The organism is Cerasibacillus sp. (genome assembly GCF_036516575.1).
GTDB lineage: Bacteria > Bacillota > Bacilli > Bacillales > Amphibacillaceae > Cerasibacillus.
This window is the reverse complement of the sequence record NZ_DATBTY010000082.1, coordinates 1-1,593: the sequence shown is the minus strand read 5'-3', so window position 1 is coordinate 1,593 and position 1,593 is coordinate 1. Positions and strand designations below refer to the sequence as shown.

The following is a 1,593-nucleotide window of genomic DNA, read 5'->3' as shown; positions in this document are numbered from 1 at the left end:
TGCAGATATTTTTGATAAAATAAAATCATGGTTTAAATCTTAATGAGAGAGGGTGGCAGAAATGGAATTTGAATTTGTTGATTTAGGTGGGGAATCTTACGCTTTTGTGAATAAACAAGACGGCGAAGAACTTGCGAAAATCACGTGGACGATGTTAGGAGACGTAATGGCGATGGACCATACATTCGTTTCAGAAAAACTTCGTGGTCAAGGGGTTGCGAAACAATTGTTAGACCGCGCAGCAGAGTACGCACGTGAGCAAGAGTATAAGATGGAGCCCGTTTGTTCTTACGTCGTTACAGCATTCGAGCGTTATTCAGAATACGATGATGTAAAAACATCATAAATGAAAAGCTACAAGCCTATTTTTTAGCTTGTAGCTTTTTCTATGAGAGGTGAAAAAGATGAAACGTACAGTAGAAAGAGTATTAGCAATCATTAGTGCAATTTTAATCGGACTCGGCATTTTAATAATAGTTTTCTTAACCGTGGGCATGGGTGCACTGTTTAAAATGGACGAATTTAAAGCGGAATTAGTACAAGATTTAATGGAAGATCCACAACTCACATTGACAGAAGACGAAGTAATCGCTGTTCTTCAGTTATTTGAAAGCTTTATTTCATTCGGTTGGGTTTTCGTCATTATCGGGGCGATCGCACTCGTCTTGACGATTGTAGGAGCCGTACAAGTAGGTAATCCAGCGAAAGTGAAAGCGGCAGGAGTAATGTTTATTTTAGGTGGTATTATGGCAGGTGTTATCACTTTACCTTCTATTTTACTTTATGTTGCTGCAGGAATGGCATTCATTCGGAAGCCACCAGCACTTGACCAAACATTTCGTCCGCTACACGAAGGACAAGGAGATTTAAGCAATCAACCTCCCGAACAAAAATAATAAGAAAACACTTTTCCATATTATATTGAGGAAAAGTGTTTTTTTGTATGGTTTTTAATAGGATGTTGTTAAGGTTAACTTTATTATTCGCTGTTATTCTTTTTAGAAATTGTCTTGAATATTGTTCGTCTTATGTCTAAAATTTGAAAAAAATAAAAGAAAATCATCAAAAAAGGTTTGAAAACGAAAAAAAAGGCAATACATACTGTACAAAAATCATCGGAGGTCGATATATATGGGGAAGAAGTTAAAAGGTTTAGCAGTTACAGCGATTGCGGCAGGAGCATATGCGTACTTTAAAGACCCGGCGAATCGTGAAAAAGCACAACAATTTGTACAAGATACGAAAGAAAAAGTAGAGTCATTTATCGAGCAGAAAAAAACAGAGTATACGAATGGCTCAGAAGTGGAACAGACAGCATCAAATCATGAAGAGTTAGATAAGAAAGCAGGAAATCCAGATCCATACGACATAGCAGATAACGAAATGGTAAGTGAAGGTGCTCAAACGAGTGTCCAATACTACGGTCAAGAAGTAGAAGACGATGTCGATGGGGATGCTGATGGTCTGTACCACAAACATTTAAAAGAAGAACGTTAATTGAATTGTAAGAGGTTGAGGGGTGAACATAATGAATGAACGTGTAGAGAGAGATGTAAAATGGATGGAGATATTACCGTCAACTCCATCTTATGA

The 1,593-nt window shown here is 37.5% G+C and carries 3 protein-coding genes; all 3 read left to right on the top strand.

Annotated features, from left to right (window positions below):
* Positions 1–61: 61 nt before the first annotated feature.
* The 3 genes from VIG73_RS14375 to VIG73_RS14365 all read left to right on the top strand — a co-directional run bounded on the left by VIG73_RS14375 (position 62) and on the right by VIG73_RS14365 (position 1,497).
* The gene (locus VIG73_RS14375; RefSeq protein ID WP_331643242.1) at positions 62–346 is read left to right on the top strand and encodes a GNAT family N-acetyltransferase; all 285 of its coding nucleotides are present in this window, start codon (positions 62–64) and stop codon (positions 344–346) included.
* 58 nt (positions 347–404) lie between these two features.
* The gene (locus VIG73_RS14370) at positions 405–896 is read left to right on the top strand and encodes a DUF4064 domain-containing protein (protein WP_331643240.1); all 492 of its coding nucleotides are present in this window, start codon (positions 405–407) and stop codon (positions 894–896) included.
* A gap of 235 nt (positions 897–1,131) precedes the next feature.
* Positions 1,132–1,497 carry a hypothetical protein gene (locus VIG73_RS14365; RefSeq protein WP_331643238.1) on the top strand — a complete coding sequence of 122 codons (366 nt, stop codon included), beginning with the start codon at positions 1,132–1,134 and terminating at the stop codon, positions 1,495–1,497.
* The last annotated feature ends 96 nt before the right edge of the window (positions 1,498–1,593 follow it).